Source organism: Sphingomonas sp. Leaf67, from assembly GCF_001421965.1.
Lineage (GTDB): Bacteria > Pseudomonadota > Alphaproteobacteria > Sphingomonadales > Sphingomonadaceae > Sphingomonas.
The window spans coordinates 133019-158548 of the sequence record NZ_LMLP01000012.1 but is presented as its reverse complement, the minus strand read 5'-3'; the positions used below and the strand labels follow the sequence as shown (position 1 = coordinate 158548).

Annotated in this window: 28 protein-coding genes; 12 read left to right on the top strand and 16 right to left on the bottom strand. The window is 61.8% G+C overall.

Features of this window, described 5'->3' with window-relative positions:
* Positions 1 to 109: 109 nt before the first annotated feature.
* Positions 110 to 697 carry a cell wall hydrolase gene (locus ASE90_RS08380; RefSeq protein WP_235531725.1) on the top strand — a complete coding sequence of 196 codons (588 nt, stop codon included), beginning with the start codon at positions 110 to 112 and terminating at the stop codon, positions 695 to 697.
* A gap of 62 nt (positions 698 to 759) precedes the next feature.
* Positions 760 to 1257, top strand: coding sequence for an MmcB family DNA repair protein (locus ASE90_RS08375; RefSeq protein WP_055998788.1), 498 nt, complete (start codon positions 760 to 762; stop codon positions 1255 to 1257).
* 80 nt (positions 1258 to 1337) lie between these two features.
* On the opposite strand, the gene ASE90_RS08370 is transcribed toward ASE90_RS08375, so the two are convergent.
* From ASE90_RS08370 to ASE90_RS08355, 4 genes are all read right to left on the bottom strand, one after another.
* Positions 1338 to 2099 carry a TIGR02186 family protein gene (locus ASE90_RS08370; RefSeq protein WP_055998786.1) on the bottom strand — a complete coding sequence of 254 codons (762 nt, stop codon included), beginning with the start codon at positions 2097 to 2099 and terminating at the stop codon, positions 1338 to 1340.
* On the bottom strand, positions 2096 to 3010 hold the full coding sequence (locus ASE90_RS08365) for a sulfite exporter TauE/SafE family protein (RefSeq protein ID WP_055998785.1): 915 nt from the start codon (positions 3008 to 3010) through the stop codon (positions 2096 to 2098). The genes ASE90_RS08370 and ASE90_RS08365 overlap by 4 nt, the downstream gene beginning before the upstream one ends.
* Before the next feature lie 137 nt (positions 3011 to 3147).
* Positions 3148 to 4134: a hypothetical protein gene (locus ASE90_RS08360; RefSeq protein WP_235531724.1), complete on the bottom strand. Its 987-nt coding sequence runs from the start codon at positions 4132 to 4134 to the stop codon at positions 3148 to 3150.
* Entirely contained in the window at positions 4131 to 4682 is a 552-nt protein-coding gene (locus ASE90_RS08355) for a hypothetical protein (protein WP_055998781.1), read from the bottom strand. The genes ASE90_RS08360 and ASE90_RS08355 overlap by 4 nt, the downstream gene beginning before the upstream one ends.
* A gap of 268 nt (positions 4683 to 4950) precedes the next feature.
* On the opposite strand from ASE90_RS08355, the gene ASE90_RS19660 reads away from it, so the two are divergent.
* Entirely contained in the window at positions 4951 to 5508 is a 558-nt protein-coding gene (locus ASE90_RS19660; RefSeq protein WP_156361509.1) for a hypothetical protein, read from the top strand.
* Positions 5509 to 5586: 78 nt separating this feature from the next.
* On the opposite strand, the gene ASE90_RS08350 is transcribed toward ASE90_RS19660, so the two are convergent.
* The gene (locus ASE90_RS08350) at positions 5587 to 6201 is read right to left on the bottom strand and encodes a histidine phosphatase family protein (protein WP_055998779.1); all 615 of its coding nucleotides are present in this window, start codon (positions 6199 to 6201) and stop codon (positions 5587 to 5589) included.
* Between the two features lie 334 nt (positions 6202 to 6535).
* A complete protein-coding gene (locus ASE90_RS19085) occupies positions 6536 to 7015 on the bottom strand; it encodes a helix-turn-helix domain-containing protein (protein ID WP_082449667.1) in 480 nt (159 codons plus the stop codon).
* A gap of 51 nt (positions 7016 to 7066) precedes the next feature.
* Between ASE90_RS19085 and ASE90_RS21000 the strand changes: the two genes are divergently transcribed.
* The 4 genes from ASE90_RS21000 (at position 7067) to ASE90_RS08345 (ending at position 11126) form a co-directional block, all read left to right on the top strand.
* Positions 7067 to 7321, top strand: a complete 255-nt coding sequence (locus ASE90_RS21000) for a helix-turn-helix domain-containing protein (protein WP_082449666.1) — start codon at positions 7067 to 7069, stop codon at positions 7319 to 7321.
* 811 nt (positions 7322 to 8132) lie between these two features.
* On the top strand, positions 8133 to 9182 hold the full coding sequence (locus ASE90_RS19075) for a tyrosine-type recombinase/integrase (RefSeq protein ID WP_235531723.1): 1050 nt from the start codon (positions 8133 to 8135) through the stop codon (positions 9180 to 9182).
* The gene (locus tag ASE90_RS20995) at positions 9179 to 10087 is read left to right on the top strand and encodes a tyrosine-type recombinase/integrase (protein ID WP_082449664.1); all 909 of its coding nucleotides are present in this window, start codon (positions 9179 to 9181) and stop codon (positions 10085 to 10087) included. The genes ASE90_RS19075 and ASE90_RS20995 overlap by 4 nt, the downstream gene beginning before the upstream one ends.
* Positions 10080 to 11126, top strand: a complete 1047-nt coding sequence (locus ASE90_RS08345; RefSeq protein WP_055998777.1) for a tyrosine-type recombinase/integrase — start codon at positions 10080 to 10082, stop codon at positions 11124 to 11126. Before ASE90_RS20995 ends, ASE90_RS08345 begins: the two co-directional genes overlap by 8 nt.
* Before the next feature lie 361 nt (positions 11127 to 11487).
* Here ASE90_RS08345 and ASE90_RS19065 read toward each other — a convergent pair whose 3' ends face one another.
* Positions 11488 to 12315 carry an HNH endonuclease signature motif containing protein gene (locus ASE90_RS19065; RefSeq protein ID WP_082449663.1) on the bottom strand — a complete coding sequence of 276 codons (828 nt, stop codon included), beginning with the start codon at positions 12313 to 12315 and terminating at the stop codon, positions 11488 to 11490.
* Positions 12316 to 12617: 302 nt separating this feature from the next.
* Here ASE90_RS19065 and ASE90_RS20280 point away from each other — a divergent pair, with 302 nt between their 5' ends.
* Complete coding sequence (locus tag ASE90_RS20280) at positions 12618 to 12755, top strand: hypothetical protein (protein ID WP_165895571.1); 138 nt, start codon at positions 12618 to 12620, stop codon at positions 12753 to 12755.
* A gap of 215 nt (positions 12756 to 12970) precedes the next feature.
* Here ASE90_RS20280 and ASE90_RS08325 read toward each other — a convergent pair whose 3' ends face one another.
* On the bottom strand, positions 12971 to 14251 hold the full coding sequence (locus ASE90_RS08325; protein ID WP_082449662.1) for an MFS transporter: 1281 nt from the start codon (positions 14249 to 14251) through the stop codon (positions 12971 to 12973).
* A 115-nt stretch (positions 14252 to 14366) separates the two neighbouring features.
* Between ASE90_RS08325 and ASE90_RS08320 the strand changes: the two genes are divergently transcribed.
* Both ASE90_RS08320 and ASE90_RS08315 read left to right on the top strand, forming a co-directional pair.
* Positions 14367 to 14963 (top strand): TetR/AcrR family transcriptional regulator, encoded by a 597-nt coding sequence (locus ASE90_RS08320; RefSeq protein WP_055998769.1) that lies wholly within the window; start codon positions 14367 to 14369, stop codon positions 14961 to 14963.
* Between the two features lie 307 nt (positions 14964 to 15270).
* The gene (locus tag ASE90_RS08315; protein ID WP_055999211.1) at positions 15271 to 16614 is read left to right on the top strand and encodes an IS1182 family transposase; all 1344 of its coding nucleotides are present in this window, start codon (positions 15271 to 15273) and stop codon (positions 16612 to 16614) included.
* A gap of 133 nt (positions 16615 to 16747) precedes the next feature.
* Here ASE90_RS08315 and ASE90_RS08310 read toward each other — a convergent pair whose 3' ends face one another.
* The 4 genes from ASE90_RS08310 to ASE90_RS08295 form a co-directional block, all read right to left on the bottom strand.
* The gene (locus ASE90_RS08310) at positions 16748 to 17230 is read right to left on the bottom strand and encodes a c-type cytochrome (RefSeq protein WP_055998767.1); all 483 of its coding nucleotides are present in this window, start codon (positions 17228 to 17230) and stop codon (positions 16748 to 16750) included.
* 14 nt (positions 17231 to 17244) lie between these two features.
* The gene (locus ASE90_RS08305; RefSeq protein ID WP_055998765.1) at positions 17245 to 18480 is read right to left on the bottom strand and encodes a molybdopterin-dependent oxidoreductase; all 1236 of its coding nucleotides are present in this window, start codon (positions 18478 to 18480) and stop codon (positions 17245 to 17247) included.
* An 89-nt stretch (positions 18481 to 18569) separates the two neighbouring features.
* Positions 18570 to 19721, bottom strand: coding sequence for a TDT family transporter (locus ASE90_RS08300; protein ID WP_055998763.1), 1152 nt, complete (start codon positions 19719 to 19721; stop codon positions 18570 to 18572).
* Positions 19718 to 20590 (bottom strand): LysR family transcriptional regulator, encoded by an 873-nt coding sequence (locus ASE90_RS08295; protein WP_055998761.1) that lies wholly within the window; start codon positions 20588 to 20590, stop codon positions 19718 to 19720. The genes ASE90_RS08300 and ASE90_RS08295 overlap by 4 nt, the downstream gene beginning before the upstream one ends.
* 146 nt (positions 20591 to 20736) lie before the next feature.
* On the opposite strand from ASE90_RS08295, the gene ASE90_RS08290 reads away from it, so the two are divergent.
* Both ASE90_RS08290 and ASE90_RS08285 read left to right on the top strand, forming a co-directional pair.
* A complete protein-coding gene (locus ASE90_RS08290; RefSeq protein ID WP_055998759.1) occupies positions 20737 to 21804 on the top strand; it encodes a sulfite oxidase in 1068 nt (355 codons plus the stop codon).
* Positions 21801 to 22313, top strand: a complete 513-nt coding sequence (locus ASE90_RS08285) for an MgtC/SapB family protein (RefSeq protein ID WP_055998757.1) — start codon at positions 21801 to 21803, stop codon at positions 22311 to 22313. Before ASE90_RS08290 ends, ASE90_RS08285 begins: the two co-directional genes overlap by 4 nt.
* 51 nt (positions 22314 to 22364) lie before the next feature.
* On the opposite strand, the gene ASE90_RS08280 is transcribed toward ASE90_RS08285, so the two are convergent.
* Genes ASE90_RS08280 through ASE90_RS08265 form a run of 4 tightly spaced genes read right to left on the bottom strand, consistent with a single transcriptional unit; the run spans position 22365 to position 25449 of the window.
* A complete protein-coding gene (locus ASE90_RS08280; RefSeq protein ID WP_055998755.1) occupies positions 22365 to 23135 on the bottom strand; it encodes an anti-sigma factor family protein in 771 nt (256 codons plus the stop codon).
* Positions 23132 to 23641, bottom strand: coding sequence for an RNA polymerase sigma factor (locus ASE90_RS08275; protein ID WP_055998753.1), 510 nt, complete (start codon positions 23639 to 23641; stop codon positions 23132 to 23134). The genes ASE90_RS08280 and ASE90_RS08275 overlap by 4 nt, the downstream gene beginning before the upstream one ends.
* 1 nt (position 23642) lies before the next feature.
* Positions 23643 to 25082 (bottom strand): YncE family protein, encoded by a 1440-nt coding sequence (locus ASE90_RS08270; RefSeq protein WP_055998751.1) that lies wholly within the window; start codon positions 25080 to 25082, stop codon positions 23643 to 23645.
* Between the two features lies 1 nt (position 25083).
* Positions 25084 to 25449, bottom strand: a complete 366-nt coding sequence (locus tag ASE90_RS08265; RefSeq protein ID WP_200910840.1) for a DUF305 domain-containing protein — start codon at positions 25447 to 25449, stop codon at positions 25084 to 25086.
* Positions 25450 to 25530: the final 81 nt, after the last annotated feature.

Genomic DNA, 25530 nt, shown 5'->3' with positions numbered 1-25530 from the left:
TCGGGGGGCAGGCGCACGGGTTCCACGTGGAACGGGTTTGGCGTGCCGGTTCACCGCATAACAGTGACGACGGATGAAGCTGCGCTTCCCCATGGCGGTTGTTGCCGCCATGACCTTTTTTGCCGGAACAGGCACACCGCTTTCGGCCGAGGAAACCGCCTCGCCCGGACACGTCACCAACCTGTCCACCCCGGCAAAGGTTCCGGTGCAATTCGCCGCTCCTGCTGAAATCGTTCAGGATATTGCTGCCGCTAAGCCCGCCGTTGCGATCGACCCAGACAGCGATTTCGCCACGCTCGACGCCGCCGTCGCCGCCCAGACTTCGACGATCGACGACGCGGAACTCAACTGTCTCGCGATCGGTGTCTATTATGAATCGAAGGGCGAACCGCTTGCCGGCCAGCTCGCCGTTGCTGATGTCATCCTGAACCGCACCACATCGGGCCGTTTCCCGGCCTCGGTCTGCGGCGTCCTGACCCAGCGGGGCCAGTTTTCGTTCGTAAAGGGCGGCCGCCTGCCCGATGTCGACACCAGCCGTGCTGCATGGAAGACCGCCGTCGCCATCGCCCGTATCGCCACGCAGGATCTGTGGGACAGCCCGGCCGAAGGTGCCCTGTTCTTCCACGCCCGTCGGGTCAGCCCGAAATGGAGCCGCACCCGCGTCGCATCGCTCGGCAACCACATCTTTTATCGCTGAATTGCACCGACGGTCGCCGGAAGGCGCTTCCATCGTTCGCATAATGTTCTTATGATCGGCCGATGGCCAGTCTTGCCCTCGGCGCCCTGCCGCCCGCACCCGACCCCTATCCGCTGATCGCTGCAGAGGTTGCGCGCGGCGTCACCCGCATGTTGCTGGCCCATGATCTCACCGCGATGGCCGAAGTCCCGCTCGATGGCGGACGTCGCGCCGACCTCATGGCGATCGATGCCCGCGGACAGATCGTCATCGTCGAGATCAAGGTTTCGCGCGCCGACCTGCTCGGTGACGGCAAATGGACCGACTATCTCGGCTCCTGCGACCGCTATTTCTGGGCGGTCCCGGCCGGTTTCGATGTCGCACCGCTGCGCGGCGAGGCGTTCTTGCCCGATCGCACCGGCATCATCGTCGCCGACCGCTACGAAGCGACGATTCTGCGCGAGGCAGCGACGACCCCCCTGCCCGCCCATGTCCGCAAACGCTGCACCCTTGCCTTTGCCCGCCGCGCCGCGCGCCGGCTGATCGGTGCGATCGACCCGGACGCGATCCAGGGGTTCTAGTTTCACCATACCCGTTCCGTTCGAGCAGCTTCGAGCGCAGTCGAGAAGCGTCCGTCGAGAACCGCCGGTGGGGGAACGCGTCAAAACCGCCGCCACAGCGCTCCCGCTGCCCAGCCGAACCCGACCGACAGCAGCACCGCCGCCAGCCCGTACAGCACCGACGCCTGCTGCGCCGCCATCGCCACGAACCGCTCGAACCCCGATTTGCGGATATCGATCTCGCGCACGGCGGCGGCCAGCACGCGGCCGTCGCGGATCAGGAACGTCTCGGCCGTGAACGTCCCCACCGGCACCCGTGCCGGAATGGTGATGTTGGCGCGGTACAGCACGTCGTCGGTGATCTCGACCGCGTTCGGTGCCTCGACATACAGCCCGGCACGCTGCCGCACCGCGACGAACCCCTTGGCAAAGCGTGCCTGATCTTCGGCGGACGTGCCTGCGCTAGGGGACAATTGCAGGCTGTCGAGCCCCAGTTCGTAGATCGCCCGCGTCCGTTCGTCGACGATCCGCTCGATCGGTCGCGCCGATGCGATCGCGTAGAAGGACGGAGCGGAGCGGTAGCGCATCTGGTCGGCGTTGACCCAGATTCCGGCAACCTTTTCCTTCTCGCGCACCACGATCGATTCGGGTGGCCCCTTGACCACCACGACCACCTCCGCCGGGGTATCGCCCTGCGGCACCCGCCCGCCGGGATAGAGGATTGCGCCGAACAGCAGCAGTTCGGCACCGGTAAAGCTGTACGCGATCCGCACGTCGCGGGTCGACACGTCGGGGACCAGCACCGGTGCCGCCGCCGCCATCGTCAGCGGGGCCAACAGCGCGAGGATCAGCGCCCGCTTCATACCGGTTGCACCGTAAAGATATCGTCGGGCCGCCATCCCAGCCCAAGCGCCATGCGGAACGCCACCGCCAGCACGATGATCGCCAGCGCGAGCCGCAGATATTCGGGCTTGGCCCGTTGCGCGAACCGCGCGCCGATCTGCGCGCCGGTGACCGATCCGATCAGCAACAGCACCGCCAGCACGATATCGACTGCCTTGGTCGTCAGCGCATGGATCATCGTCGCCGCCGCGGTGACGAACAGGATCTGGAACAGCGACGTGCCGACCACCACCCGCGTCCCCATGCCGAGCAGATACAGCATCGCCGGCACGAGGATGAACCCGCCACCGACCCCCAGCAGCACGGTCAGAATGCCGGTCGCGAACCCCAGCAACAACGGCGCGAACGGCGAGATATACAGCCCCGACGCATAGAATCGCCACCGAAGCGGCAGCGCCGCGACCAGCGGATGGTGGCGGCGCCGCGCCGGCCGGGGCGGGATCGCGCCACGCAGCACCCGTACCGCGACGATCGCCTCCTTCAGCATCAGCGCGCCGATCGACCCGAGCATCACCACGTACAGGATGGCGATGACGGTATCGATCTGCCCGCTCGATTGCAGCAGCCGGAAGATGCCCGCGCCTGCGATCGATCCCAGCACGCCGCCGGCGACCAGCACCCATCCCATGCGGAAATCGACGCCGTCGCGCCGCAGATGCGCGAACACCCCCGACACGCTGGCCCCCGTCACCTGACTGGCGGCCGAAGCGGCGGCGACGGTCGGCGGAATGCCGTAGAAGATCAGCAGCGGCGTGGTCAGAAACCCGCCGCCGACGCCGAACATCCCCGACAGGAACCCGACTCCGCCGCCCAGCAGGACGATGACCAGCGCATTGACCGACAGGTTGGCGATGGGAAGGTAGAGATCCATGGCCGCCCCGGTTACCGCGTTCGTGGCGCTTCGGCCAGCCAGACGCCTTAGACCCTGTCTGAAAACGCGCGGATGCGCGTTTTGCGGTACCGGTACCGCCTTGAAACTCGCTCTACCGCGAGTTTCCAAACGCGCCCTTAAAAGTCGCTGCCGAGCGTCAGGGCCAGCCCCGATCCCGGCGCGGCGCGTCCCGCCACCCGTTGCCGCCAGTCGAGCGACAGCCGCACCGCCTGCTTCGCCACCGGCAGCACCACGACCGCCGATGGCCCGATATCGACGCGCGCGCCTTCGCGCTGCGCCACGCCCCAGCTGCCGACACCGATCCGCAACCGGCCTGATCCGACGCGGTACAGCGCCCGCACCGCGCCATCGGCATAGGGTTGCGCTTCCGCGCGCAGGACGACACCTGCCTGACCATAGCCTTCGACGACGATCCGCTCGCCGATCATGCGGTCGAGTCCGGCGATCACCCCCAGCCCGGTGCCGTTCGCGCCGCGATCGAGCGCGATCCGCCGTTCGGCGACGATCGCCACCGGCCCCCCGCCCGGTCGCCATTCGACTCCGACTGCCGCCTCGCTCCCCTGCCCCGCCAGCGGTGCGGCGACGCGCCCGACGACCGCAAGCCGATCGTTCGCGGCAACCGGCAGTCGCAGCCGCACCCCGGCCTGTCCGCCCCCGAGTTGCACCGGTCCGCCCGTCGCCGACCCGCCACGCACCGCCATCCACGCGCTGCCGGTCAGCCCCGGCCGGGCGACCGTCGGCGGTAGATCGGGTCGCGGCAGGACGGGCGTTTCCGCAACCGCGTTGTCGGGCAACGCGACCGCTGTCGCGACCGGCGCGACCAACGCAAAGTCCACCCGGTCAAGCGGCACGGCGCCAACCACGGAACGATTCTTCTGTGGATAAGACGGTGGAAAAGGGACGGTAGAACCCTGTGGATAACTCGTGCGTAACCCGTGCGCAGTCGCCACCGGTGCCGCCACGACCCGCGGCACCCCCAGCCCCGCCGCACCCCGTGTCACCACCTCCACCGCATCGGGCAGCAACAGCACCACCCGCATACCGATCCAACCGGCGGTGACGACCGCCAGAAATCGCACCGGTCGCCCCCGCCCCGGTGTCATCGGGCGGCCAGATCGGTCGGAAAATGATGCGCGGTCTTGTCCCAGCGGACCGGCTGCCCGCGCAGCAGCGCGGCATAGCGGACCATCGCCCGCCGCGCCGCGAACAGCGCGACGAAATTGCCGACGAAGACGCGCGGAATCGACCGCAGCGCCTCGCCCCGGCCATAGGCGCGCCGCACCATTTCGAACCGGACCGCCATCCGCCACCCGAACAGCGCGACATTGGCGAACAACACCCACAACATGCCCGTTTCGACCGACGCCGGTTCGCTGCCGCGCCACCAATGCAGCGCTTTGTCGATGCCCCATGTCACCAGCGCGATATAGGCGATCGCCAATACCGGGATGGCGAGGATGGTGCGCCGGTCGCGCATCCGCATCCAGTGATCGCGCCATCCGCGATGCCAGCCGGTACGGTCCCATCCTGCCAGCGCGATCCCGGTCATCCAGCGCGCCTTCTGCCGGATCGCGGTGCCGAGGGTCGCCGGAAAATAGGCCCGCACCGCGACCGGTGGCCCGTCCGGCGTTTCGAGCGCGCGGACGAACACCCCCCGCCCGCCCAGCGCGCGGACGGTCAGGCCCAGCTCGTATTATCCCGCGCAACCAGTTATCTTGAGTCGCAATAATTCTGGGCCGGTGTCACCCCGTTTTTCGCGACATCGACGCATATAACTTTGAACCTGCACAGTCTGGCGTTGCCGTCGGAATAACATTCTGCGAATTGGCCTGAGCGATACGGTAAATCCCGTTCGTGGGGCGTCGTAACCCACTGTTTCGTCGATCTGGTCGAGTTTCTCGGCCGGGTGGCCGACGCACATGTCCAGGGTTCTGCCTAAAAGCGGCGGCGCCTTGTGCGACGTGCAGGGTTACGAACGCCCGGCTTTGGCCGGGCATCGCCTCCAAATTACAACGGAGGCGGCGATGCATTCTAGACAAGCTTTACAGGCAACCGAGCGGCGGGAGGAAGCCGTTGACCTGCTAGTGGCAGTTTTGACCGCCTTTGGACGCGAGGCGTTATCCTCCCAAACTTCGCCGATCACGCCAACTGGCCGCTCTGTTTTCGGCGTACTTGCGGAACGAAAAGGAGCATTTTTCCGTCCTGTACCGTTTGCGCGAGCTGATCTCGCTACGCTTACCTGCTCTTCTCCAGGCGCAGTGAGTGCGGCTATTCGACAGCTTACTGCGAGTGGATTTTTGGCCATCACCGGGACGAGGACAGCGCCAATGGCGCAGCTGCAATTCCCTCAATCGGCGATTGATGATTTCACGTCGCGAGAAAAACGGAAAGCCGATCAAGCTCGCAAACACGGCTTTGATGGTCCGCTTTGGCGTTTCGGGATCGAGGAGGCCAAGAGCGTTCTCGACGAAGGGTAAAGACATATCCAGCGCATCGTAGTTTGCGCTGCCGCTTCCCGTGCTCGCCGACGGCTAAGACGGTCTTTCGTTTAACTATTAGATCCGTTCAAGTGCCCAGCAACCGACGCTGTGGTGCAGGGTTAAACACTGAGCATTCCTGATGGCGGGCCCTTCACCCTTCCGCCAAAAGTCTCTCATCTTGTCTTGGTCATCCATGCCAGGCACGGCAACGACCGCACGAATCGCCTGAATGAACTGGCCATGACTGAAGAGAAAGACAATCGACTGCGACGGCAGATTAGCGAGGCGTTCGAGCGCTACCTCGGCCCGCCGTAGTAAAGTCGCAAAGCTTTCCGCCCCCGGACCGTCACAGTACGTGGGGTCAAGGTCACCCCAGTATTGTTCGAGGTATGGCATACGCTCGACGCTGAGGGTGCCATTCCAGCGAGACGGTTCAAGATACGTGAACTCTTCAATTGGCCAGATCTCGACCGGGACGGCCGGTAATCTTGCGATCGTCGCCGCCGCTGTCTGTTGCGTTCGGCGATATGGCGAGGTCACAATCAAAGATGGAGCGTCTGTCCAGGAAGCAGCGAGTACACGTGCTTGCTGGTACCCCAACTCAGTAAGCTCGATTTCTGCGAGATCGTGACATGGGAGTCCCGCATTACCCGTGCTTTGCCCGTGCCGTACGAATATCGCTGTTGTCATGTTACCCCGCCGTTGCCGTGTTCACTGATCGAATTTTCGACCGTGCCTTTAGACCGATAGGTAGCCGGCCCTTTAAGAGCGCAGTTTCAGTTGATTGCAGTGAAGCAGAACAATCACAATCGAACCGGGTACGAGCGCGGCTATGAAAAGATAATTCCTGATCGGATCACGCATTAACGCTCCCATTGCTCCGGATGCTATGAAAAGCGAGTCTGAACATACCAGCATTACAACGATCATATGCCAATTTGGCCTCCGGAATTTGCCGGCTCTAGCCAGAGCAACCCCATCGCGAAGTCCTTGCTCAAATCGATCGGAAAGCTTGGTACGCAAGTCAGATCGCTTCAAAAGGGCCTCCTGTAGACAATGCGTGAAAGGCATCACGAACGCGCTCCTTCGCCGCATTTTCCGCGTCTTCCGGTTCTCGCACGATCAGATCGACAAAATTGCGTAAGACCTCCTCTGGGAGGCTCAGCCTGGCGCGCTTTGCAAGTCTCCTTACCTCGCCACAAAGGCGGTGTCGTCGATCAGGCGAGCTCAAGGCAACTTGGCGAAGAGGGATCACTCCTGGACCAGTGAGAACCCATTCAGGATCAATATCAAACACCTGTCGCACCGCCGCCAATGCCCAGACCGGCGGCAAGTTTGTCGCGTTTTCCCAGGACAGAACTTGGCGCCGGGAATAGCCGATCCGATCGGCAAACTGCTGCTGAGTAAGTCCAGCATACTCGCGGGCAAGCCTCAAACGCTTAGCTAGACCCTCCATATCGCGGCTCCCTTCGCCCTTTTCGGTTGCCGGATCAACATACGACATTTATCACCTGCCAGTTGCGATATATAGCACTTATAGGTTTAGTCTCAAAGTGTGGAGCTGAACGTGATCGATGAGAAGCGCCATAACCGCATTAAAGCGGCTCTTCAGCTCAAGGGAAGCAGCCTCAGCGCGGTAGCTCGTCATCTCAACGTAGCGCCAACGACTGTCTCGACCGTAAGCCGGGGCTTTCGACGATCCCGCAGGATCGAATCGCAAATCGCCTTTGAGTTGGGTTGCAAGGCTGAGGACCTTTGGCCCGAACGATACCAATTAGCAGCGACGGAGGCCTCCATGGAACCGACCTGATCCACTGAAGGCCTTTATAAGGCCGCCCGTCGATCGCGCGAAAAGGAAAAGGCCCAGCTTTGCAGAGCTGAGCCTCTTCGAGATTGGTCAGAAACCTCAGCCTTTCTCCTCGCCTGCTCAAGCCGTGTCAAGTTGGCTAACGCCCGCTGAAGGGAACGCATGCGTGTCGCTCGCGCCAACTCAAAAGATTTGGACGAGACCTATTATGGAAACGAACACTTCGAGAACCATATCAGAATCAGGAGCAGGCGACGGCTCGCAATGCGACGCGTTTTCTAGTGCTTTTTGGGATCTCGACAGGCCAATTCGAGGCGATGTCAGAAAGCTGATCAATCACTTTCAAATATACAAATCTCCAATCCCAATATCTTTGCATAAGAATCGTGATCTCTACATCGATTACTTTATAGACTTGATCGGACATCGTGGATCCATACTTACGTACCGAGCTTCGATAAGACACTTTTTTGCTTGGCTATACAAAGATAATCGATCGATCGCGACCGTCAAACTTCAGACAGTTGACGAGTATTCCGAGCACAAATGCGGAGTGGCTTGTGGCGTGAGATACAGCGCAAACTCTCATACCAAACCTATTGTGAGGTTTCTAGTTTTCTTACAGTGCCAAGGCGAGATTCAAGATTCCGGGTGGACCCGAGAATTTCCGGGTTGCTGCGAGGTATTCAAAGCTAAGCTCCTATCGGAAGGGGTTAGCCAAAGAATCTCAGACAACTGCGCCAAGACATCTCTTCATTTCGTCCTGTGGATGATTCTGAACGGGGTGCCACGATCCTCGGTAGCAAGCAGCGATGTGCAGGCATTTGTAAAACATCAATGCCGTTGTGGAATAGCGAGTAATAATGGGCCCCCAACTCGCGAGCTGCAAGCCGACCGTGCGCGGAACTCTGAGCGCTTTTTGCGCTTCTTATCAGGAAAGAGCATCCTCTTCGAGCATGGTCAGCTTATTACGCGGCGAGATCAGTTAGTTCTTAGCGATGTTATGATTCGCTATAGCAGATGGCTGCGCGAAAACCGGGGGCTGAGAAATACTACAATAAATAGCTATCTCTTTGACTTGGCAAAGTGGCTTCCCAGTCTTGGCCAAGACGCGACAAAATACTCAGCGCAACAAGTTAGGTCTGTTGCATCCGCCGAGTTTGAAAAAAGGAGTCAGATATCACAGAGTAAATTTATATCGTCGATCAAGAGCTATCTAGGCTTTTGTGTCTTTGAAGGAAAATGTGACGCATCGTTAATTCATGCTGTGATATCGCGGAGAAGTTACAAGCTTTCGAATGTGCCAAAACGCCTTGAACCTGGAATTTCGCAAAAGATAATCGATAGTGTTTCCATCAGCACCGCAACCGGCTTGCGAGATCGAGCAATCCTGGTTCTGTTGGCCGAACTTGGTCTTCGCGCCGGCGAGGTTGGTAGGCTCACGCTGGGCGATCTGGACTGGAAGCAGGCCACAATCAAGATCGACGGAAAGGGCGGACGAGCCGCCATTGTCCCTCTAACTCAGCGTTCAGGTGACGCCATTCAGCTCTACCTTGCGAGAGGGCGTCCGGCGTCCCGGTCCGATCACCTATTTATTCGATGTCGTCGACCACACGTGCAATTTGGCGCTCCCTCAGAAGTAGCAAATATCGCTCGTAAAGCACTAGCCAAGTTTGGTCTGAAAGGCGGTGCACATATATTTCGACATACCTTAGCAACCGAGTTGCTACGAAGTGGTCGAACTATCGAGGACGTTGCGACCGTTTTACGGCATACGTCTATACAAACCACAATGATCTATGCAAAAGTTAACGCGACGATGCTGCAGCGCCTCGCGGTTCCGTGGATGGGGGGCGGTCAATGATGGATGCTGTCGTACGCTACCTCTATCAGCGGCAGTCTCTCGGCTATAAGGACACAGATCTTTCCCGTGACCTCATAAGCTTTGCTAAGTTTTCCGCCGATCGTGGCTTAGATTATATCACGATTGACAATGCTATTGCGTGGGTGGACGGCAGAAATTGCCGCTCCGACGCAAGTCGGCGCTTTCTGCTTTCGTGTGTCCGTCGTTTGGGGCTCTATTTACTAACCGAAGACGACCGGCACGAAATTTTATCGGAGGAGTATACCCGTTCCCCCCGAAGGCACAGGCGACCGATACCTTTCATCTACTCTGATTTAGAAGTAAGCCAATTAATAAAACTGCTTTCGGAATATCGATCGCCCCATCTGTATGACAGCACGACATATGAACACGTGATTGGACTCATAGCTGTCACTGGTCTGAGGATTAGTGAAGCTATCGGTCTATCTAGATTTGATCTTTGTGGTACGGAGTTGTTTGTCCGGAAAGGAAAGTTTGGAAAAGATCGGGTAGTCCACCTCGACTTAACTACGGTATCCGCCTTAGAGTACTACCTCTCGCGTCGGCCAAAACATCTAAAGAGCACCGGCCTTTTCGTTACGCATAAGGACCGAGCGCCAACAAAGCATGCTATACAATCAGCATTCCGAGCATGTGCGAATCAGATGGGTTTGTATAGCCGAAACGGCAGTGGTCTACCACGGGTGCATGACTTACGGCACACCTTTGCCGTTCGGTCATTGGCTTCGTGCCCTCCAGACAAAGAGGCAGTATCCAACCATATTATAGCGTTATCGACCTATTTAGGTCACGTTAGTCTAGCTAGTACGTATTGGTATTTGGAGATTGGCACAGAGACCAAGGAGTCAATGGCATTAGCTATGGAGGAGGTATTCAATGTTTGATCACCGTCGCCATTTAGGCCCAATCTTGTCAGGATTCTTTAATGAATATCTTATTCGAGATAGGGGTCTTAGCCCGCTTACCCGTTCAAGTTACGCGCATACTTTCGTTCTTTTAATACAATTCATGGATCGCGCGACAAAAAGGCGCCCTGATCAAATATATCTCGAGGACATAACTGCTGACATTGTTCTTCAGTTTCTACTCGATCTCGAGAGGGCAAGGAATAACTCAGCTCGAACCCGAAACCTTAGACTGGCCGCGATCCGCTCCTTCTTCAGATATGTTCAGATGAAGGTTCCATCTGCGCTCGAACAGGCCGCTCAGGTTCGCTCGCTTGGTCCCAAAAGGGTTGCAGGCGCAGTTGTAGATTGGCTCACAATAGAAGAGATGAGAGCAATTTTACGATTGCCAAGTACTAGCTGTGCTGAGGGGGTAAGAGATCGGGCGATGCTTTCGATTGCGTATATATGCGGCTTACGGGTGTCGGAGGTTTTGAGTCTCTCCTTGCGAGATTTAAATCTTGGACCCAAGCCAACAATCCGCGTGATGGGGAAAGGACGGCGGGAAAGGATACTTCCGCTGGGTCCGGAATCCGTGCAGCTTTCGCGTGCTTGGCTAGCGATCCGGCCTAATGTGGTGTACGATCATGTCTTCGTTGGTCGGCTCGGCCTGCCACTTACACGCGATGGTTTTGCGGCTCGTCTAACGAAATACGCCAAGGCGGCTGCGGTGGGACTGCCCAGCCTTAGCGCGAAGAGGATTACTCCTCATGTGCTAAGGCATAGCTGTGCGATGCACATGCTCAAAGCGACGCGCGACATACGCAAGGTCGCACTTTGGCTCGGCCACGCGTCGATCCAATCGACAGAGATATATCTTCACGCTGACCCGGATGAAAAGCTGGAGATTCTCACGTCACATGGTGGGTTGGGTATCAAGGCTGGACGGTTTTCTAGCTATGACCCGGACGTGATGAAAATGCTGCAGGTTGCTCGGAAACCTGGTAACGGCCTCGGTGAGGTTCTGAGGTCACGCTGAGGTGGAGTGGCCTGGCCAAGCGGCATATGCATGCCAGCCAAACCCGCCGCTGGCCATTTCAACATAAGACTGCCTGACCTTGCTTCGGACTTGCAAGGGGCAATTTGCCGAACAATGTTGAGTTCAACGTCTGCCTGTCGTCCGGATTATAAATCCAGCCGCCGATACCGTCCAATTAGCGGGAATTCCGGCGTTCGCCTCCAGCTAAGCAATATTTGTCGGCTGGCGGAACTTAACGTATCCACATTTGGCCGAAGGGAGCCACTGTACTTACCCTGGAAGGCTCGTAATTGACCTGGACTCTGGGGATCACGACGTCTGAAAGCACGGGTCGGTAAGCAGCCCGAGGGAACGACTGTGGTCAGTCCGCTGCTTGAAACTCGAGTCCCATGACAATGGCCTGCAGCTTCGCGTTAAACGCACTTCGATCTGTCGCATAGTGCGCACGTCTGTGACAATTTGGGCATATACCAGCCACGTACCGCGGATCATCCGGCCCTCCGTCGCTCAGCCGCCGAATGTGGTGAGCCTCCAAATAAGGGCGTCCTGAAGCAGTCGCGAACGGGGCTGGACTGCTGCAGCCTTCACAAACACCTCTCGCACGCGCGAGTACGTAATCACGCACATCTTGGCTCCGGATGTACAATGTTACTGAATTTGCGCCTTGCTTCGTCTGCGCTGGAGCCGACGCTGCAAACGCACGAGCACGCAGAATGTTGATGTCGACGACGGGCGCTGGTTCGACAACCAGGTCATCCGCCTCAAGATCAGTTTCTCTGATTGGAGCCAGCGTAAAGACGATGGCATCTCGCTCGGCACCAGTGACATCGGGCTGACGCTGTACGTCCCAACCAGCACATCCAAATAGGCCAAGGAACCGGATCCCACCGCCCTTCCCCAACTGCTCGAAAACAAGCAGATCTTTGCCAGAGATGGCATGATCACGAATGGCGGAATTGCCGGCAGCCATGACCATGTCGCCAATTTGTCCTTGCCCGGTGTAGCGGAGCGATCCGTCAGCCTGAAAGGCATCTTGGTAGCCGACTGTGCCACCGCCATGCCCCGTGAAGATGAATATGCCGGGCACGCCCTTTGGCGTGACGATCCCGCTCTGACGCTGCCCACCAAACGCATCATGCACATTAGCGCGACGGTTGTAGGTCTGATGAATTACATAGGGCCAGTGCATGGCGACAGACTGCTGCTAATTGCCCCAACCTGCAACAGGCCGGTCAAACCGTGACTTAGTCGCCTTCGATAGCCCTATACCTCGCTGCCCTATGATCGCGACCACCCTTGCACAGCATTTGATAAGCAACCCATCTGACCCAGTTCCGGACGCTGAGGTCGCCGATAACGCTGCTCATAAGCAGACGGTCGTTCATGACGTCCTCCAAGACCTTGCCCTCGTGCGAACAATTTAGGAACCAATCAACTAATAGAGGTTTTAGGACTTTGCACCACCAGATGGTGTTTGCTTGGAGCCCAACGATGGCGAAGAACGAGCATACGAGCGAGAAGGCCGGCAAGGCAGCCTCAAAGGTCCTGAAGGACGGTCGAACCGGCAAGGACTCGAAGACAGCCGCTGGATCTGCATTGTCTCAGCGCCCCGACAAAAAGAAGAAGTAATCGATGGGGGCCGGTCGGAACCGGCCCCACCCATCTGGTACGGGTATCAGCCAGCTGAGACCCACAAGTGGACATTCAGCCTGCCCTTCCCGCTCCCCAACTTCGGACGCTCGTTCATCGTCGCGAACGACCAGCTTGCCACCCTGGACATCCACTAACGAACGTCGTGATCTGCAGGGAAGCGGCCGCTCCGCTTTTAGGAAAAGCAGATGGCGTTAGCGGACGTCGTCAGGCGCTGCGGCCTTTCTCAAAAAAGGATGGGATGTTGAGCTTATCGTCGGGTCTGTGGTCAACGGTGTTCGATGACCGGGTGGGAAGGCGAAGCGGCGTGCGGCCAGTGCGATGAGGAAGGCGGCCACGGCCAGCGCGGCGACAGCGGGCGGCAGCAGCGTGGTCCCTCCCGTCGTGAGGAGCACCCCGCCAAGCGACCCACCGGCCGCAATCGCCAGGTTCCAAGCCGTTGTCACCATCGCCTGCGCCAGATCAACGCCATCGCCGGCTGCGTCCGCCGACGCCGTCTGCATCATCGCCCCGGCACCACCGAAGCCAAGACCCCAGACAACGGCTGCTGCAAAGACGGCAAGGCCCTGCCCGCCGATGAGCGACAGGAAAACAGCGACGGCGGCAAACGATCCGATCGCGAGCAATACCAGCATGCGCAGCATCCGATCGACTAATCGCCCGACGATCCAGATGCCGACGAGCGAGCTGATGCCGAACGCTAGCAGGACGAGATCGACCCGCACGGACGCAGCGGTCGCGAACGGCGCGATGTAGGTGTAGAGGATGTTGTGGCCCGTCATCCAGGCAAGGATGACGAGCAGGATCGGTATGATACCCGGTGTCGCGACGACGCGGCGCAGAGAAGGACGATTGTCACCCGTCCGCCCGGGGGCATCGGGCACCTTGAAGATAATCCAGCCGATCAGCACGACACTCAGTGCCGAGAGGATCAGGAACGATCCGCGCCACCCAACCAAACCGCCCAGGAAGGTGCCTATGGGAACACCCAGTGACAGCGCCAGCGGCACGCCGAGCATGGCGAGGGCCATTGCCGGGCCGGTCTGATCGGCACGCACGATGCTGCGCGCGTAACCCGCAAGGATTCCCCAGGCGAGACCCGCCGCGCACCCGGCGACGAACCGCGCGACCAGCACGACCGTGATCGATCCGGCCCAAGCGGTCAGCGTGTTGCTGACAACGAAGCAGATGATGGTGGTAAGTAGTACCGGTCTTCTTCGAAGCCCCTGGGTCAGGCTCGTGAGCGGGATCGCTGCCAGCAAGGACCCCAGCGCATAGACGGCAACGAGTTGTCCCGCGATCGCCTCGGAGATCTGCAGGCCGGATGCGATCTGCGGGAGTAGGCCAGCAGGAAGTGTTTCGGTCACGATGCACAGAAAGCCACTGGCGGCGAGACCAGCAAGGGCCGCGGTCGGGAGTTTGGAGCGTGGAGCTACGCTCGCTTCGACGCGGCGTTTGTTGGAGGATGGAGGCATAACTGTCCTTGTGCATCGTTGATACCACCTCTGCGCCGTGACGAACCTGAGGCATGGGCATTTCTATGAATGGGCGCTATATAAATATGACTGACACAGGCAAGCGGGTTGTGTAATGACCATTAACGAAAATAAGCGGCCACGGGGGCGGCCCCGGGGATTCGCGCTTGAAGCTGCGGTCGAAGCCGGGCAGCACCTGTTTCACGAGCATGGCTATGAAAACGTCAGCGTGGCGGCGCTGACCGAGGCGATCGGGATTACTCCGCCGAGCTTCTATGCAGCGTTCGGCAGCAAGGCCGCATTCTTCAAAGAGAGCCTAAGGCTCTACTCGGCCACCGTGGTGCCGCTGGACCGCTTCCTGATGCCGGGTGCAGCGCCGATGGCGGCGCTTGGCGACATGCTGCGAGCTGCGGCGCACGCTTATACCACTGGTCCGCAGCGGCGTGGTTGCCTGATCCTTGAACACGCAAAAGCGGGCACAACGGATTGGGGCATCGCAGCCAAACAAATCGCGGGAGAAAACCGCAGCAGGGTGGCGGAATTTCTGGACGATGCGGGAATTAAAGCTCCCGGACGTGTCGCAGATTACGTTGCTACGACAATGCTCGGCCTATCGGCTGCAGCGCGAGAGGGATGGGACGAGCCAAGACTGCTTGCCGTCGCCAACACGGCAGCCGAGGCTCTACTTTGTCGCTCAGCCCTTGAGGAGTGAACAGGTTTCTGCTTGGGCCGGCTTTCCCAACTGGGGACCTGTTGACCCAATCTCGGTCATCCAAGTGCGCCTTTTCGCTGCCCGAAACCTGCCGTTCGTTCATCGGAGAAAGTTGACCGCTTGAGCAATCAACCAGGACGGCTGAACGACTGAGATTGGGGACATTCCTGCCAGTCAGCTTTCAGGATTGGAACGGCCAAAAGTCGCCGGTACGTGGTGTCACAACCGTTCGAGACTGTTGAAAAACGCGTGCTTGCGACGACGAGGAAGGCGTGATTCACTCCTGCCAGGCGGCGGGAGTATGGACATGATGGGTCGGCAGGTGGCGCAAGGCGCGCTGTTCTACGGTTTCCGGCTCGACGATCATGTGCCTGCCGACTACCTTCTCCGGCGCATCGACGGCGTGCTGGACCTCGGCTTCATGCGTGAGGCGCTGGCAGCGAGCTACAGCGCGAGCGGTCGACCCTCGATCGATCCGGAGCTGATGCTCAGGATGCTGCTTGTCGGCTACCTGTTCGGCATCCGCTCGGAACGGCGCCTGTGCGAGGAAGTGCATCTCAACCTCGCTTATCGCTGGTTCTGCCGGCTCGATCTGGGCGACCGAGTGCCCGACCATTCCACCTTCTCCAAGAACCGGCACGGCCGCTTCCGCGCCTGCGACTTACATCGTCTGCTATTCGAGCAGGTAGTCGCGCGGTGCGCCGCGGCCGGGCTGGTAACGGGGCGCGACTTGGCGGTGGACGGCAGCACGATCATGGCCGACGCCAGCCGCGAGAAGAAGCTGAAGGGGGCCGTCGCCGCAGACGAGCTTCGTGCCGGGGAAAGCATATCGCGACCCGTCGCCGAATATCTGGCGGCGCTCGATGCCGCGTTGCCGCCGGACCCCGACGAACCAGCGCCCGTCGATCCGACCAGCATCTCGCCGACCGACCCGCAGGCGGCGCTGACCTGCAAGCACGGACCGGCGCGCTACGCATACGCCATTAACCCCCTGCTCGACCTCGACACCGACTGCATCCTCGACGTGGAGGCGACGCCCGCCCGCTTCGCAGCCGAGGTGGCGGCGACCCGGACGCTGGTGTCACGCGCCGGCACCAGGCTGGGCATCGAACCCGAGAGCCTCGCGGCTGACAAAGCATATGGCAGCGGCCCGTTGCTCGGCTGGCTAATCGACCGGAAAATCACCCCGTACATCCCGGTCATCGACCGCAGCCGCCAACGCGACGCCTTCTTCACCCGTGATGCTTTTCGCTATGACCGCGAGGCCGATACCTATCGCTGCCCGGCCGATAAGCCGCTCGGCTATTGCGGCACCAAACGCGCCAACCAAGTTCGCGTATACCGAAGCCATGTTGCCGATTGTGCTGGCTGCGAACTGAAGCCCCGATGCACCGTCAGCCGGAAACGCAGCATCATCCGCCTCGTCAGCGAGGATGCCCGCGATGCCGCGCGCGCCCTTGCCGGCACCGACGCCTATGTGCACGCGTGGCGTCGAAGAAAGCGGATCGAGCGCGTGTTCGGCCACCTGAAACGCAACTTGGGGCTACGAACGCTCAAGCTGAGAGGCCTCGCCGGAGCAGCTGAGGAGTTCTCCATGGCTGCCGCGGCATACAACCTCCAGCTGCTGGCCCGGCAGGCCGCGCCGGCCTGATACGCGGCGCATCCTCCGGTGCCCGGCGTCACCTGTCATCCACCACGCTGATCCCACGCGATCCTTTTTCAACAGTCTCGACCGGTTATGACGACTTTCCCGATTGAGATGGTATTTTGGGATCATGGCTCGGTTAGCCGGTGCCACCTGAGACATCGGGAGCGACCTTGGGGTCGGGCTCCTGCGCCTTGCCGGTTGCGGGTGCCGCCTTCTGATGCGGCATGGCGGTGAGATAGGCGACGATTGCGTCGACATCCTTCTCGGCCACCGGCGCCTTGTACACCTCGCGCATCTTGGTGACGGTCGCCTTCCACTGATCCGCCGATAGCGCAGGCTGGGTCAGCGCCATACTGGCCGAGTGGCACGAGGTGCAGTTGGCGTTGATAACGTCGGCGTGCGGACCATCGGGATAGGTCGCGTCGTCGACCGGCAGGTCGACGCTGGTCGAGGCAAGCGAGAAGCCGCGGGCCGACACGCTGACGGGGGGCGCCGGTTCGGACGTCTCGGAGATCGGGGCAGACGCCTTGCGGCTGCTCGGCGCCCCTATCGAGACGAGGATGATACCGGTCAGGCCAATCAAGCCAGCGGCCATTACGCCGGGAGACGGGGTCTTCATGGATTGCTCGCTCCTCAGGCCGCAATGATGGTGGTGGTTTCGATGTTGCCGCGCATGAACCCGCCGGGGTTCCAGATCGGCTTCATCGGCTGAGCGACACCGTTGGCGTTCCAGCAGCGCACCATGATGGGGTTGGGACCACGCCTAAGCGGCACGCGACCATCCCAGCGCCGGAAGCTATACTTGCCTTCGTCCGCTCCGAGCGTCGTCCTGTACCAAGTGCGGCCACCGTCGGATGAGACATCGACCTTGGCGACGCCGCAGTCGCCGCCCATCGCGATCCCGCCAACCGGGATGGACGCTTCATAGGCGATCGCCTGGCCATCCGGCAGGCTGGTCATCCAGCTACGCGGGATCATGCGGTTAATCGGGACGGTCGGGAAGTCTTTCTGTCCCGGCATCACGTTGGCGCCCGGCGTCGCCGGAATCTTGTAAGCCTTGGCCATCCAATATTGGTCGTCAGGGCCGGGCAGCACCTCGATCCCGTTCAGCATCTTGACCCAATAGGTCGAGTACCAGCCCGGCACGATCAAACGGCAGGGAAAGCCGTTGAGGAGCGGCAGCTGCTCGCCGTTCATGCCGAAGGCGATCATCACCTCGCCGTCGCGGGCATGGTCGAGCCCAAGCGCCTTCTCGAAGTCGGGGGCGCCAGCGACGACCGGCTGATCGAGAGCGCCGAAGCGCACCTGTACCGCGCCTGCTTTGACCCCGGCGAGATCAAGCACGTCGCGCAGGCGCACGCCGAGCCATTTGGCATTGCCCATCGCGCCGTTGCCCCATTGCGCGCCGGCGACACGCGGCTGGAACAGCCCACGGCTGTTGCCCGAACACTGGTTGACGGCGGCCATCTCGACCCGCGGCAGGCGCAGCAGTTGGGCGAGGCTGATCGACAGCGGTCTGTTGACGTGGCCGAAGACCTTGAGGCGAAAGCTCTCGACGTCGATCGAGGTCGGGATGTCGGCCCAGTGCCAGCGGACGAAGAACTGGTCGTTGGGCGTGAACACCGACTTGTCGAACACGTCCATCGGCGTCTCCAACAGCGGAGGATGGATGCGTTGGAGGATCATGCTGCCCTTGCCAGGAAAGGCGCTGGTCATCGGCCGCTCGGCATTGCCGCCAGGCAGCTTCAGGTCGACGAGCTGCTGCGCCAGCGCAGGTGCTGCGGCAAGGCCGGCGGTGCCGAGCGCCGTACGCCTGAGAAAGCGGCGACGGCTGGTTTCACTCGCCAGCGCGGCGTCAAAATTGTCCATGAAAAGGCTCTCCTGTGGCCAGCCACGCTGGCGGATCGAAGGGGCGTTCTGCAAGTGATCGGACCGACTGATCCGATCATCAGGGTGGATCAGTTCGGGGTAGCGATGCAGGGCGAGACGAACAGGTTGCCGCGCCATGCTCCGGCGAGCGTCTTGGCACCGACCAGCAGCCACATCGCCGCGAGCGCGATCGTCAGCACCGTGCCGACGATACCGAAGAAACCGAGGTTCAGCGTCGTGCCGAGCCGGAAAGTGGCGACGGTGTAGACGCCGAGCGGGAAGGTATAGCCCCACCAGCCCAGGTTGAACGGCACGCCGGCGCGCCAGTAGCGGATGGTGATGAGCGTCGCGAGCGCCAGCCACCACAGGCCGAAACCCCACAGGCAGAGCCCGGCGACGACGCCGATCCCTTGCGCGACGGTACCGACACCGACCAGCCCGTGCGCCGCGAGGATCGCCGGCGCATCCGCACCAAGCACCAGCATACCCAGCGCCCCGGTGCCGATCGGCCCCAGCGCGAGCCAGGAGGATGCCGCCATGCTCTCGTGCGGGAGCTTATGAAGCGCCATGCGTAGGATCAGAATGGCGAGGATGCCAAACGCGACCGGCACCGAATAGGCCCACAGCACATACGAGGTCGCGAGCGTCACGATCTGCGCGTGGGGATCGGTCAGATGCGGCGCGAGCAGCCCGCCGCTGGCACCCGCCACTTCCGCTGCGACGACCGGCAGCAGCCATACCGCGGTCATGCCGTCCAGGCTGTGCTCGTGGCGGGTGAACATCAGGTACGGGATCAGCACGCCGCAGGCGAGCGACATGGCGACGTCGATCCACCATAGGACCTGCGCGACGCCAACAATGCCGTCCCCGAACCGCACGATGCCGAAGGCTAGACAGCCGTTGATGATCGTTGCGAGGCCCATAGGGATGGTCCCGATGAACATCGATACGGTGTTGTGCCCGAAGATGCGCCGCGCCTCGTGCCCGAACATCGCCCAGCGCGCGCCATAGAGTCCGGTAAACAGCGCGAAGAGGGCGATGTTGAAGAACCACAACACCTCGCCAATAGGCTTGAGCGACGGGCCGATGCCGGGCACCTGCGGCAGCGCGAGGGCGAGGATACCAGTGCCCATCGTCGCGGCGAACCAGTTGGGCGTGAACTGGCGGATCATCTCCCGCGGATGGTCGAGCCGGCTGAGAGGCTTGAGGCCGTTCAGGACCGGAGGTGTGTTGGCAGTCATGCGACCTGCTCCTTGATAAGGTCCGTCAGCGCGTCCGCCGCACGGGTGCGATAGCGTTCCTTGTGGCGCAGCGCGTGGAAGGCGCGATCGGGCAGCCCCAGCGGCAACTCGACCAGATCGCCCGCCTTCAACGCACGAGCGACGACCAATCGCGACAATACGGCGACGCCGGCACCTGCCTCGACCGCGGTGCGCACTGCTTCGTTGGACGGCAGCGTCATCGCTACCGTCAGTTGCATCGGATCGAACCCGCGCGTTCGCAGCACGTCTTCGAAGGTCGAACGCGTGCCTGATCCCTGCTCGCGGACGATCCAGCGTGCAGCGCGAAGCCAGTCCTCGTCGACGCGCCCGGCGTCTTCACGGCCGACCAGCACCATCGGGTCACGCCCGACATTCCAGAGGGCGAGCGCCGGTTCGTCCACCTCGCCCTCGACGAAACCGAGCTCCGCCGCGCCGCTCAGGATCTGCGCTGCTGCACCTTCGGTGTTGTCGATCGCCAGTTCGACCGCGATCTGCGGGTGGCGTTCGTAGAAGGCGGCGAGCTTTGCCGGCAACCAGTAGCTCGCGATCGTCTGGCTTGCGACGATCCGCAACGAACCACGGGCAAGCCCGGCATAGTCCGCCAGCATCGTCTCGGCATGCGCTGCCCGCCCCAGCACCGCGCGCGCTTCCTCCAGAAAGCCGCGGCCTGCTTCGGTAAGCTGGATGCCACGCCCGACACGGTGAAACAGAGGAACCCCGTAGCGCGCTTCGAGGGCCGCGACCGCGCCGGAGGCAGCGGACTGCGTCACGTTCAGCACCTCCGCTGCCTTGGTGACGTGTTCGCGCTCGGCGACACCGACGAATATTCTGAGCTGCTCCAGGGTCATGCAGCTTATATCGCGCAATCTTATCGATACGACCAACCGTTTGATCTGTTTATTTCAATCTGGATATCGGAACGATCGGTAATCCTTCGTCTGCGATAGTCTTGAAGACTTGAAGCGATCCGCGCGCTTGCGGCGTTGGTTCGTCCATGACCGATATGATCGAGCGCAAATCCGAGCCCTACAACGCCGAGCCGACGCCCGGCGCGCTGATCGAGCGGTTCCTGACGCCGCAGGCGCTGTTCTACGTGCGCAGCCATGGTGCGGTGCCTGATCTGCCTGCCGATCACCGGATCGAGGTCAGCGGGATGAGCATGGAAAGACGCTCCTTCTCGGTGGAGGAATTGAAGAGCGCGTTGGCCACGCGGACGGTGACGGCAGTTCTCCAGTGCGCCGGCAACCGGCGCACGGATCTTCAGCAGGTCGCAAAAACGTCCGGCGACCCGTGGGACGTGGGCGCGATCGGCAATGCGGAGTGGACCGGCGTACGACTGTCCGACGTACTGGATGCCGTCGGTGCGCCGGATGCGTCCGACCTGTTTGTGGCGTTCACCGGCGCGGACGAGGTGGACGTCGAAGGCGAGGAAGCATCGTTCGGGGTCTCGATCGCCATGGACAAGGCGCGGCAACCCGACGTCCTCATTGCCTGGGCGATGAACGGCGAGCCGCTGACGCCCGAACACGGCGCACCGCTCCGCATGGTGGTGCCGGGCTATGCCGGGGTGCGGAGCGCCAAATGGCTGACACGGATCGAGGTGCGTGACACGCCATCCGACGCACCGATCCAGGCGCACGACTACAAGCTCTTTCCTGCCGATGTGACGAGCGACACCGCCGACTGGAGCCAGGGTCTGACCATCAATGCCATGCCGCTCAACGCCGCGATCTGCGCGCCCGGCTCTGGCGAAGCCCTGCCGGCCGGGGAGGTGCGGATCGAGGGCTATGCCATCGCCTATGATCGCCGCGTCTCTCGGGTCGAAGTGTCGGTGACCGGTGGTCGCGACTGGCAACAGGCGACGTTCGCCGATGATCCGGAGACGCACTGGGGTTGGCGGCGCTGGACCCTTGACGCCACGCTCGCCAAAGGTCGCCAGCACCTTGTCGTGCGCGCCTTTGACGGGGCTGGACAGGGACAGCCCGAACGGCCGGACACGATGTGGAACTTCGCCGGCTATCTGTGCACCGCCTGGCATCACGTCCACGTGCTGGTCGAATGATCGAAGCGTTAGCGGCATCGGACATCGGCTTCTGGATCGATGCGATCGGCCGGCTGGTGATTGCGACCGCGGCCGGGATGGTGCTCGGCTGGGAACGCTCGCGCGAGAACCGGCAGATCATGGGCTTGCGGACGCTGGGTCTGGTCGGCCTGGCGAGCTGCATCGCCGTGCAGGCGATCGTGCACAGTGGCTTGCCGAATGTGAACGCCGATGCCGCAGGACGGGCGATGCAGGGCATTCTGTCCGGCGTCGGCTTCATCGGTGCCGGCGCTGTGCTGCGGGTCGGCCAGGGTCAGGAAGTGCATGGGCTGGCGACCGCCGCGTGCATCTGGGTGACAGCCACGATCGGCGCGGCAGCAGGGTTGGCGGTGTGGCCGCTCATCATCGGCGGGTTGAGCCTTGCGATGCTCGTACTGTTCGTCGGCGCTCCGCTCGAACGTCGCATTCGCGAGCGGGCCAGGCTGACTCCGGCAGAGGCCGACCGGAAGGATGCCGAGCGCAAGCCGTGATCCCGCTGGTCCGCCCAGTGCCTGTCGGCGCTGAGAACCGGCCAGGCGCTATCAGGACACAAGCGCCGCATCGGCCTGGCGCCGGACCTCGTTGGCGATCGGATGCAGCTCGGCAGCGGGGCGCTCCCCCACCACACTATAGCCGATCCCGTCGACCGCCCATGTGACCCGGCCCATGGTCCCGCTGGACGTGCTGGTCATGCTTGCGCTCTTGTCGATTTGCATGGGCCTCGTCAGCACCGCGAGCTTCGACGCTTGCGGTCCATCATAAAGGAGCAGCGCCGCAGGGCCGTGGGGCGTCGCGACCAATCGCCCCCCGCCATAGCGGTAACCCGCTGTGCTGAGGTCCGGGATGGTCACGCGCTCACCCAATCGAGCGGAGGTCCATCGGATCAGCATGGCGCGCTGGTCGGGGCCGATCTCCGCTGGTCGTATCCGGTCGGCGGCATAGACACGGAAATTGTCACTCGCCTCGTTGGCCAGCGCCGCGATACCCGCGCGGGGTTCGCCACTCCAACGCGCGCTCGACCAGCCCCCGCCAAACCCGACCGTCAACAGAAGCGACGCGGCGATGGCGAGTTGCCAACGCGGTTGGCGTTGCCGTCCCCTGATGGCTGCAACGCGCATCGTCGCCGGGATAGGTTCATCCGCGATCGGGGCGAACAGGGATGCAAGGGCTCGCGCCTGCTCCGCCTGCTCCCGCAAACGGGCATGCATGTCCGGCTGGCCTTCAAGGTAGGCGTCGACCAGACGCTGCCGCTCGGGCGACAGCCTTCCATCGATCCACGCGGCCAGATCGTCTTCTCCGATCGGGCTGGTCATCGCACACTCCTCAATCGCGGCCGTTCACCCTCTCGGATGAGTGTCGCCAGACGGTCGCGCCCCCGCGATATTCGCGACATCACCGTTCCCAGCGGCACTCCGACGACGGCAGCGACTTCCCCATATGACAGACCTTCGACCGAGATGAGCAGCAGCACCGTCCGCTGCTCCTCGGGCAACGCATCAAGGGCGCGCAACAGGTCGCGGTGGTGCAGACCCGTGTCCTGATCGGCCGGGCGGCCGAGCGCAGCGTCGTCTACGAGGTGGAGCGGAACCGCCGTACCTCGCCGGATATGCTGCCGCCTTTGATCGATCAACAGGTTGTGCAGGATCGCATAAAGCCAGGGGCGAACCTCCGTGCCACGCCGCTGCCGCCAGCGCCCGACCGCGCGCTCAAGGCAATCCTGCACCACGTCATCCGCCATCGCCTGATCGCGCAACCACGACCGGGCATAGCGACGCAGACCAGGGATCAGTGATTCGATCGCGGCGGCAAGCGGGTCCATTTCAGTCGCGCTGCACCTGCACGATGCGGCCCGGCGCACCATTTACCACCTCAGCTACCGCCAGAAAACGCCGGGGTGCCGCGGTGCTGCCTTGAACGATCTGCCGGATCGGTCCCGACGCATTGACGATCGCCGCACCTGCCGGGTTGCTCATGAAGTTCGCAAGCGGCTCTACCGCACCGCTGCCGTCCGCATTGGCGGTCAGCACGAGCATGTAAGGCTTTTTGGGCTGTAAACCGGTAACGGCACTCTGCACCACCTGAATGATACCCTGGTCGAAGAGGGTAATGCTGCTTGCCGCGCGGCTGCCGCCAACCGGCCCCATATTCAGATGCAACGCCTTGCCGGCCGTGCCGAGCGGTTGAAGATTGTCGGTGCCGGGGCCTGTCGGAACAGCGTTGGGGACATAGGCGATCGCCTGCGGTGCCTGTCCGACCGGCACGGTGGCAACGACCTTGTTGCCGGCGGTGTCGATCGCGGCAAGTTCATCAGCATTCTCCAGCCCGACATAGATGCGCCGGCCGTCGCCCGATGGCCAGACACCGTGCGGCATCTTGCCGACCGGGATGGTGGCGACAAGCGCGAAGTCGGACGTGCGGAACACCTTCACCGCGTTTTCCCCGCCTACCGTGACATAGGCGAACTGTCCCCTGACCGTGCGGGCGAAGTTGACGTGATTGGTGATCGGTCCGGTATCCAGCACCTTGAGGATCGCGAAAGGCGGCTTGGCATCGAATGCGACCGTCTTGCCGATGTCCTTCAGCGTGAACCACACCTGCTTGCCGTCCGGCGTCGCGGCGATGTTGGGACAGAACGGACTCGGCTGCGCCACCTGTCCGACCTGCGCGTGGGTCGAGACATCGAACACGGCCAGCACCGGATTGAACGAGGAACAGACATAGCCGTATCGGCCATCGGGAGAGAAGATCGTCATGCCCGGACCACCGGGCGTCTTGATGCGACCGGTCTCCTTGTACGTCTTGGGGTCGAGCACGGCGATGTAATCCTCGCCGCGTACCGTAACCCACACCTCCTTGCCGTCCGGCGTGAAGAACGCCTCATGCGGGCTGCGCCCGACATAGGTCGTGTGCTTGACGGTGTTGGTGGCGGTGTCGATCCACGACACGGCGTTGGATCCGATCGACACGACCGCCAGTGTTTTCCCGTCCGGCGAGAAGCCGAGGCCGTGAACCAGCACCTGCCCCTTGTAGAGCGGGGAAAAATTCATCGGCTGCGGATCGCCGAGCTTGATGACGCCGAGCAACCTGTTGTCGGCCGGGTCCGTCACCGACACCGTGTTGGAGAATTGTTCGGATGCATAGACGCGGTCGCGGTGGCTGACAGGCACGTCCTTGGCGTTCCACGGCGCCTGCTGGGCCATGGCAATGCCCGGTGCGGCGCTCATCAGCAAGGCGGCCGAGCGCAGGAAGGTCCGGATCATGTCAGTGCTCCATATGGCTGTGGTAGTCGCCGCCCTGCGTCGGGGCTGGCGTCGAAGGGGGTAGCGGCTGACCAATCGCCAACTTCATGGCGGCGATCTCCTGCTGCTGATCGATGATGATCTCCTGCGCAATGCGCTTGAGCTGCTCGTTATGGCCGTAGCGCAGCTCTGCCACCGCCATATCAATGGCGCCCTGGTGATGCGGAAGCATCATCGCGACGAAGTCGCGGTCGACGTCGCCGGACGGCTTGACCATCATGCCCGCCATCATCCGGTCCATCGCGGCAGATATCATGCTGGCGTATCCATCGGCGGGGGCGGCCGCGACTGCGCCGGTGAGCAGAACCGAAGCGGTCAGACCCAGCATCCAATTTCGTCTACGCATAAGCCTCCGGCGCATCAGTCTCGAAAGCGTAGACGACGCCCGTCGGGGTTTATTCCATGGGTG

Coding starts and splice junctions, on each gene's coding strand:
- ASE90_RS08380 (WP_235531725.1), top strand. CDS start 110: ATGACCTTTTTTGCCGGAACAGGCACACCGCTTTCGGCCGAGGAAACC.
- ASE90_RS08375 (WP_055998788.1), top strand. CDS start 760: ATGGCCAGTCTTGCCCTCGGCGCCCTGCCGCCCGCACCCGACCCCTAT.
- ASE90_RS08370 (WP_055998786.1), bottom strand. CDS start 2,099: ATGAAGCGGGCGCTGATCCTCGCGCTGTTGGCCCCGCTGACGATGGCG.
- ASE90_RS08365 (WP_055998785.1), bottom strand. CDS start 3,010: ATGGATCTCTACCTTCCCATCGCCAACCTGTCGGTCAATGCGCTGGTC.
- ASE90_RS08360 (WP_235531724.1), bottom strand. CDS start 4,134: ATGACACCGGGGCGGGGGCGACCGGTGCGATTTCTGGCGGTCGTCACC.
- ASE90_RS19660 (WP_156361509.1), top strand. CDS start 4,951: ATGTCCAGGGTTCTGCCTAAAAGCGGCGGCGCCTTGTGCGACGTGCAG.
- ASE90_RS08350 (WP_055998779.1), bottom strand. CDS start 6,201: ATGACAACAGCGATATTCGTACGGCACGGGCAAAGCACGGGTAATGCG.
- ASE90_RS19085 (WP_082449667.1), bottom strand. CDS start 7,015: ATGTCGTATGTTGATCCGGCAACCGAAAAGGGCGAAGGGAGCCGCGAT.
- ASE90_RS20995 (WP_082449664.1), top strand. CDS start 9,179: ATGATGGATGCTGTCGTACGCTACCTCTATCAGCGGCAGTCTCTCGGC.
- ASE90_RS08345 (WP_055998777.1), top strand. CDS start 10,080: ATGTTTGATCACCGTCGCCATTTAGGCCCAATCTTGTCAGGATTCTTT.
- ASE90_RS19065 (WP_082449663.1), bottom strand. CDS start 12,315: ATGCACTGGCCCTATGTAATTCATCAGACCTACAACCGTCGCGCTAAT.
- ASE90_RS20280 (WP_165895571.1), top strand. CDS start 12,618: ATGGCGAAGAACGAGCATACGAGCGAGAAGGCCGGCAAGGCAGCCTCA.
- ASE90_RS08325 (WP_082449662.1), bottom strand. CDS start 14,251: ATGCCTCCATCCTCCAACAAACGCCGCGTCGAAGCGAGCGTAGCTCCA.
- ASE90_RS08320 (WP_055998769.1), top strand. CDS start 14,367: ATGACCATTAACGAAAATAAGCGGCCACGGGGGCGGCCCCGGGGATTC.
- ASE90_RS08315 (WP_055999211.1), top strand. CDS start 15,271: ATGATGGGTCGGCAGGTGGCGCAAGGCGCGCTGTTCTACGGTTTCCGG.
- ASE90_RS08310 (WP_055998767.1), bottom strand. CDS start 17,230: ATGAAGACCCCGTCTCCCGGCGTAATGGCCGCTGGCTTGATTGGCCTG.
- ASE90_RS08305 (WP_055998765.1), bottom strand. CDS start 18,480: ATGGACAATTTTGACGCCGCGCTGGCGAGTGAAACCAGCCGTCGCCGC.
- ASE90_RS08300 (WP_055998763.1), bottom strand. CDS start 19,721: ATGACTGCCAACACACCTCCGGTCCTGAACGGCCTCAAGCCTCTCAGC.
- ASE90_RS08295 (WP_055998761.1), bottom strand. CDS start 20,590: ATGACCCTGGAGCAGCTCAGAATATTCGTCGGTGTCGCCGAGCGCGAA.
- ASE90_RS08290 (WP_055998759.1), top strand. CDS start 20,737: ATGACCGATATGATCGAGCGCAAATCCGAGCCCTACAACGCCGAGCCG.
- ASE90_RS08285 (WP_055998757.1), top strand. CDS start 21,801: ATGATCGAAGCGTTAGCGGCATCGGACATCGGCTTCTGGATCGATGCG.
- ASE90_RS08280 (WP_055998755.1), bottom strand. CDS start 23,135: ATGACCAGCCCGATCGGAGAAGACGATCTGGCCGCGTGGATCGATGGA.
- ASE90_RS08275 (WP_055998753.1), bottom strand. CDS start 23,641: ATGGACCCGCTTGCCGCCGCGATCGAATCACTGATCCCTGGTCTGCGT.
- ASE90_RS08270 (WP_055998751.1), bottom strand. CDS start 25,082: ATGATCCGGACCTTCCTGCGCTCGGCCGCCTTGCTGATGAGCGCCGCA.
- ASE90_RS08265 (WP_200910840.1), bottom strand. CDS start 25,449: ATGCTGGGTCTGACCGCTTCGGTTCTGCTCACCGGCGCAGTCGCGGCC.